Source organism: Anaeromusa sp., assembly GCF_028691475.1.
GTDB lineage: Bacteria > Bacillota > Negativicutes > Anaeromusales > Anaeromusaceae > Anaeromusa.
This window is the reverse complement of sequence record NZ_JAQUZF010000134.1, coordinates 1-6153: the sequence shown is the minus strand read 5'-3', so window position 1 is coordinate 6153 and position 6153 is coordinate 1. Positions and strand designations below refer to the sequence as shown.

Genomic DNA, 6153 nt, shown 5'->3' with positions numbered 1-6153 from the left:
CCCAGAATCACCGAATGCCGCGGCCCCCCGACCGAGGCAATACTGCGCTGCGCTTTAAAAATAGCATTGCGCAGAGATCCATCAGCGCCGATGAAGCTCTCAAAAATACCGCTGCCCTGGCTCAAAGCCAGCTCATTTTCCAGATACTCCAGCGTCCGGGCCAGTTCATCCAGTTCGGTAATGTCCCGAAACGTGGAAACGCCTCCGTAAAATTCGCCTTGCCGGTACAAGGGCACTGCATTCACAATAAAGGTCCGCCCATTTCCTTGCGCCATTTTTTGATCCAACAGCGGCTTTTGGTCACGAATTACATCCAAGAGCGCTGCATGCGGATAGTACTCGGTAATATGTTTACCAATCATGTCCTCGACGCGCGCAGAAGCATAATTGGCGGAGCTGGGGTTCACGTAAGTAATATAGCCTTTGGTATCTACTACATTGACGGCTTCCCGCAGATTATCCAAAATGGTATAAAACATTTCCTCCGTATGCGAGGCCAATAAACTCATGAACTTCCTTCCTTTCCTTGATCCTTCCCGCTCTAGCCCGCTTTTGCATCAACACGTCGTTATTAAGACTAAGCAATTCAAATGCCAAGTTCTTAATTTTGCGGAATTTTCTTTTCAAATCCAGCTTTAGCGCGCCTTTCAGCTCTACGCCTCCCTGAAGGCAAGCGGATAAAGATATAAGATTTTGTGATATTTTTGTTCTATTCTGTAGATTAAGTATAACACTTTGACACACTTCTAAAAATAAAAACGCCTCTTGCTCCTTAAGCTAGACAGCTTAAAGGGGCAAGAGACGTCGCTCTCACGGTACCACCCTTTTACAGAGTTTATCTCTGTTTCTCATCAGGTCCATCAACCTTAGCAGAATAACGACTGCACTTCCCGCAGGAAGCTGAGACCGGCGCAGCCTAGTCCTCCAAGAGGCTTCAGCCTTGCTGTTCCGGAATGATTCGCACTTTTACGCTGCTGCCGACTCGCACCAACCGCCGACTCTCTGAAGCAGGTTTCGAAAAGCACAGGTTCCTTCATCACATTTTGTTTATAAAATTTTTCCGAGGATGTTTTAAAATATACCGTAAGCATTTCCCTTTGTCAATAACTCATTTTACATTTTTGTCCTGCATTTTGATTTATATTTGATTTTTCGTAAGCATGCTGCAAATATATTCTTCCGGTGTAGAGCATTGCATCGCTCCTGACATAACACAGCAGCCCGCTGCCCCACAAGCCAGCAGCTCCGGCCCCCGCTCCGCCGTCACACCGCCAATGGCGAATACAGGTATGCTGACTGTCTGACACACTTCGCGCAGAAAGTCCAGGCCGCGCGGCTCCAACTCTTTTTTGCAATCGGTCGCATAAATGTGCCCGGCAACAAGATACGCCACTCCCAAAGCCTGGGCCTCCGTCGCCTCTTCCACCGAATGAATCGAAACGCCCACTTGCAGTTCCGTTAACATGCCAGGTTCCGCCTGACGCAGTTCTTCCATGGACAAATGCACTTGCCTTAAACCAAGTCGCCTAGCTACACCAACGTAGCGGCGCACGATAAGGCGTACGCCCAACGGAACGCAGCGTTCCTGCACTTCCCGCGCCAGCACTTCATAATCCGCTTCCCCCAAATCCTTCTCCCGCAGCAAAATCGCTTGCGGCTTCGCCTGGGCCAAACGGCGGATACGCTCCAAAAAATCATCGGAACACAAACTACGCTGGGTCACGCAAATCAAATCCGCCATAATTACACCCGCAGATAATCCGTATATACCGGCTGCAAGCCGCGGGCCAGCAGCATTTGATGGACCTCGTCAACGCTGCGGGGATCGGCGATTTCAAACTGTTCGTCGCCTTTTTCCTCTTCGCTATGCCCGCCAACGCCCACGCTGACGCCGGAAGAGATCTTTGTCGCCACAAGACCAATGACATGATCCCGAAACCCGGCTCGCTCTCTGGTAGAAATCGTAAGACCTGCAAACGGCATGAGCAGACGATACGCCAGCATCACCTGAAGCAGTTGTTTCTCATGAACGTCATTGGCGTTATTGGCTGCATTGTTGATATAAGGGCGCAAGCGCGGCGTAGAAAAAGAAATCTCCGCATGAGGATATTTCTGCTGAATCAAATAAGCGTGAACGCCCACGGAAAAAGCGTCTTTTCGGAAATCGTCCAACCCCAAGAGCGCTCCGAAGGCCACGCCGCGCATCCCGCCCAAAAGAGCCCTCTCCTGCGCGTGAAAACGATAGGGGAAAATGCGCTTGGGTCCGCTCAAATGAACTTGCTCGTATTTTTCCGGATTATAGGTTTCTTGGTATACACAGACGAAATCACTGCCACAGGCGCGCAAATAAGCGTATTCATCCGAATTGAGAGGATAAATTTCAATGCCAACGGTCGAAAAGTATTTCGCCGCCAATTTGACCGCTTCGCCAATGTATTCCACGCCGGATTGCTTGCGCGTCTCGCCGGTAAGAAGCAGAATTTCCTGCAGCCCGGTTTTAGCAATAGTCTGCAGTTCGCTTTCAATCTCCGCCAACGTCAGCTTGCCCCGATGAATGCGGTTTTGACAGTTAAAACCGCAATACACGCAGTGATTCTCGCAGTAATTGGCAATATAAAGAGGAGTAAACATCTGTACGGAATTGCCGAAATGCTTACGCGTCTCCCAGCGAGCGCGCACTGCCATTTCCTCCAAACAGTCTCCCGCCGCCGGAGACAGCAGTACGCCGTAATCTTCCAACGAGATCGATTCTTTAGCCAAAACGCGCCGCACATCCGTAGTTGTATAGTTTTGGTATTCATACGCCGAAGTCCGCTTCAGCACCTTTTCAAGCACATCCGACTCCAGCGCCTCCATGCCCGGCTGGTATTCCATATGATTGACTCTTGCTTTTTCCATGCTTACGCCTCCAAAAATCCGGTCAACGGGCTAGAAGCTTCCGCCCCGTCCAGCACCCGTCCTAAACCAGCAAGATAGCCTTCCCGCCCGGCTTCTACCGCTTGTTTAAAAGCGCGCGCCATCTGCGCCACATCGCCGGCGGTGGCAATCGCCGTATTGCACATCACCGCAGCCGCCCCCATCTCCATTGCCTCGCAGGCCTGCGAAGGACGTCCAATGCCAGCGTCAACAATAATCGGCAAATCAATTTCTTCAATCAAAATCCGAATAAACTCCTTCGTGCACAACCCTTTGTTACTGCCAATAGGCGCGCCCAAGGGCATGACCGACGCCGCTCCGGCATCAGCCAAGGCTCTGGCTGCATTTAGGTCCGGATACATGTACGGCATAACCCGAAACCCTTCTTTAGCCAAGATTTCCGTTGCCTTAATGGTTTCCTGATTATCCGGCAGTAAGTACTTTGAGTCCCTTATGACTTCCAGTTTCACAAAATCGCCGCACCCAAGCTCCCGAGCCAATCTGGCGATACGCACCGCTTCCTCGGCGTTGCGGGCGCCGGAGGTATTAGGCAACAGCGTAATGCCCTTCGGTATGTATTCTAAGATATTTTCCTGACCGCCCACATTCGCTCTCCGCAGCGCCAGCGTCACGATATCTACCTCACCATGTTCGATAACCGCCTGGATCAGCGGCAATGAAAACTTTCCCGACCCTAAAATCAAGCGAGACTTAAATTCTCGACCGCCAATTTTCAATACATCTGTCATTTTTTACATTCCTCCTACTTCTAATTCGCCCATAAGCAGGCGCAGCACCATATTGGCTTGATGCCCGGCGCAAACTTGTACGCGCGGCGCCATCAAGCCGCGCCCTCGGCAAGCGGCGCTTTCTAAATCGCCGCAGACATACAAACGTTCCATAACTTGCTTCGTCTTGATCGTATTCGCGCTGCCAAAACCAGCCATGCCGGAAGCCGCCACCACCTTGACCTGGGGCAATTTTTCTAAGGCGGTGTTCACCAATACGGCCTTAGCCGCCGGTTTGTCAAAAGCCTCGCAAATCACGTCATACTCCTGAAATAGCGGCACCACGTTCTCTTCTTCCACGCGGACCGCGCGAGTTTCTACCTGAATAAACGGGTTAATCTGCGCCAGTTGCTCTTTCAGCGCCTCGGTCTTGAGTAAGCCCAGATGGCTCACATAGTAGCTTTGACGGTTCAGATTGCTCGGCTCTACGACGTCAAAATCCACTAAAAGCAGCTTGCCGACGCCAATACGCGCCAGCATGACCGCAATATTAGAGCCTAAACCTCCCAAACCAGCAATAGCTACCTTGCCTGCCTTGAGCTTGTCGTGCACCTGCGGCGTGTGGCGGGAGCGCATTAAGCTTTCCAGCTCTTCTTGCGGCGGCAGCACGCCTTTTTTAATGAGCGCTATGGTATCGCCTTCTTGGAGCTGGCAATCCTCATCCGTCTGAAAACCGTTGACAATCAGCACGTCTGTATCGCTTCCCAGCTGGTCTCTCACTGCAAACGCCGTGCGGCAGGACAACTCGCGTTCTTTGCCGTTGACTTCGATTTTCATTTCAACCGCCTCCTACAAAGCGCACAATTTCCAAAATGTCCTCTTCTTGGAGCGCCACTTTCTCATAGTCAGCCTTGGGTACAATCTGTCGGTTGCGCTCCACCGCAACCATGCGGCAGTCAAACTGCTTCGCTGCCAAATACGCTGCCAAGGTCAACGGTTTTTCGAGACAAGTTTTTTCACCATTCACACGCATAGGGATCACCTCCTTAGTTAAATAGGTACGGGTTTTGGACAAGAGTCGCGAGAGTAACCAGAGGGTACGACTGAGGGTTACGAAATGTTGCCATCTGCTTTTTTTGCAAACAGCTTATGTTCTGACTTCATAATGACTTTTTGTTTTGTCGTCACTTCACCGTGACGACAAAACAAAAAGCACAAAACGAAGAGACACCCTTTTGGTGGTGTTCCCCATTTTGTGCTTCTTTAATTGTTTTTCAGTATACTATTGTTTGCATAACAATGCAAGACTAGGCTTTTTTAACAAATTCCGATTTCAGCTTCATCGCGCCAAAGCCTTCAATTTGGCAGTCAATGTTATGGTCGCCCTCCACTAAACGGATGTTCTTCACCTTAGTGCCAATCTTCAAGGAAGAAGATGCCCCTTTTACTTTTAAGTCCTTGATGATGGTCACGGCGTCGCCGTCGGCAAGACGATTTCCATGAGCATCTTTAACCACCAGGCCTTCCTCCGCCTCTGAAGCTTCCCCGGCAGCCCATTCATGCGCGCATTCGGGACAAATAAAAAGGCCCCGATCTTCATAGGTATATTCGGAATTACATTTAGGACAATTCGGCAATGTCGACATCTACACATTCTCCATTCTTTGGCTTTATATGCATCGTATTGTACCACATTTCGTTCAAATCATCTATTTTTGCAAATGGCTTAAACTCTTCACTCCTAATCAGCAATCGTCCCATTGAAGATCATCCGTATTCACATAGTCTTTCAGTATCCCTTTTCTGCCTCGATTAATAACACCTAGCTTCTCTCTCCCATAATAATATTTAGTAGACTGAACATTAAGCGGAAATTTATGCCAATTAATCAAAAGCGCTTCAACATCGCTCAATTTATTTTTAGAATAATTTCTTCCTTCTTCAAACTCTAATATGCCAACTCTCACTTTTATTTGCCCTCGAAATTCTCCTAACCAGGACTTATTATGTTCGTTTAGTCGAACCGTAAACGCTCGTTTGGTTTGCCCCAAATACAAAAAAGTTTCGTTTCCACCCCAAAATCTTGAAATAAGATAAAGCCCTTTTTCACAACCCGCTTCACAATCATTAATATTCTCAAAGACATACGGCCCATTCCAATTAACAATAATCTTTTCCACGTATCTCCCCCCTGATTTTCATTATGCTTCCATTTCAATTTTTCCCATGGTTCTCTCTTTTCCAGTTCACTTCGCCAGCACCTGCTCCAATGTTTTTTGCAAGGCCTCTTTGCGCATAACCCCTTGGGACTGATTAACCACCATCCCGTCCGCATCCAAAATAAACGTCGTAGGAATGGCGGTAATTCCATACCCCTTAACTGCTTCTTGTTTCGTATCGTAATACACCGGGAATGAGAAGCCGTTGCGCCGCACAAATTCTGCGGCTTTTCCCTGTGTTTCCCGCGAACCGTCCGTTAAGTTCACCATCATAAAATGCACGCGTCCCT

9 protein-coding genes are annotated in these 6153 nt (G+C 49.1%); all 9 read right to left on the bottom strand.

Going from position 1 to position 6153, the window contains the following annotated elements; genetic code table 11:
• A partial coding sequence (locus tag PHF27_RS12840; RefSeq protein WP_300070826.1) for a PAS domain-containing protein occupies nt 1-509 on the bottom strand: 509 nt, incomplete at its 3' end.
• Between the two features lie 629 nt (nt 510-1138).
• Nucleotides 1139-1741, bottom strand: a complete 603-nt coding sequence (locus PHF27_RS12835) for a thiamine phosphate synthase (RefSeq protein ID WP_300070823.1) — start codon at nt 1739-1741, stop codon at nt 1139-1141.
• A 2-nt stretch (nt 1742-1743) separates the two neighbouring features.
• Nucleotides 1744-2898: a 2-iminoacetate synthase ThiH gene (gene thiH, locus PHF27_RS12830; RefSeq protein ID WP_300070820.1), complete on the bottom strand. Its 1155-nt coding sequence runs from the start codon at nt 2896-2898 to the stop codon at nt 1744-1746.
• Nucleotides 2899-2900: 2 nt separating this feature from the next.
• Nucleotides 2901-3665, bottom strand: a complete 765-nt coding sequence (locus tag PHF27_RS12825; RefSeq protein WP_300070815.1) for a thiazole synthase — start codon at nt 3663-3665, stop codon at nt 2901-2903.
• A gap of 3 nt (nt 3666-3668) precedes the next feature.
• Nucleotides 3669-4481, bottom strand: a complete 813-nt coding sequence (thiF, locus tag PHF27_RS12820; protein ID WP_300070813.1) for a sulfur carrier protein ThiS adenylyltransferase ThiF — start codon at nt 4479-4481, stop codon at nt 3669-3671.
• Between the two features lies 1 nt (nt 4482).
• A complete protein-coding gene (thiS, locus tag PHF27_RS12815; RefSeq protein WP_300070811.1) occupies nt 4483-4677 on the bottom strand; it encodes a sulfur carrier protein ThiS in 195 nt (64 codons plus the stop codon).
• A gap of 274 nt (nt 4678-4951) precedes the next feature.
• Nucleotides 4952-5290 (bottom strand): zinc ribbon domain-containing protein YjdM, encoded by a 339-nt coding sequence (locus tag PHF27_RS12810; RefSeq protein WP_300070808.1) that lies wholly within the window; start codon nt 5288-5290, stop codon nt 4952-4954.
• A gap of 99 nt (nt 5291-5389) precedes the next feature.
• Nucleotides 5390-5824 (bottom strand): hypothetical protein, encoded by a 435-nt coding sequence (locus tag PHF27_RS12805; protein WP_300070805.1) that lies wholly within the window; start codon nt 5822-5824, stop codon nt 5390-5392.
• Between the two features lie 66 nt (nt 5825-5890).
• On the bottom strand, nt 5891-6153 hold a 263-nt coding region (locus PHF27_RS12800; RefSeq protein ID WP_300070802.1), incomplete at its 5' end, for a TlpA disulfide reductase family protein.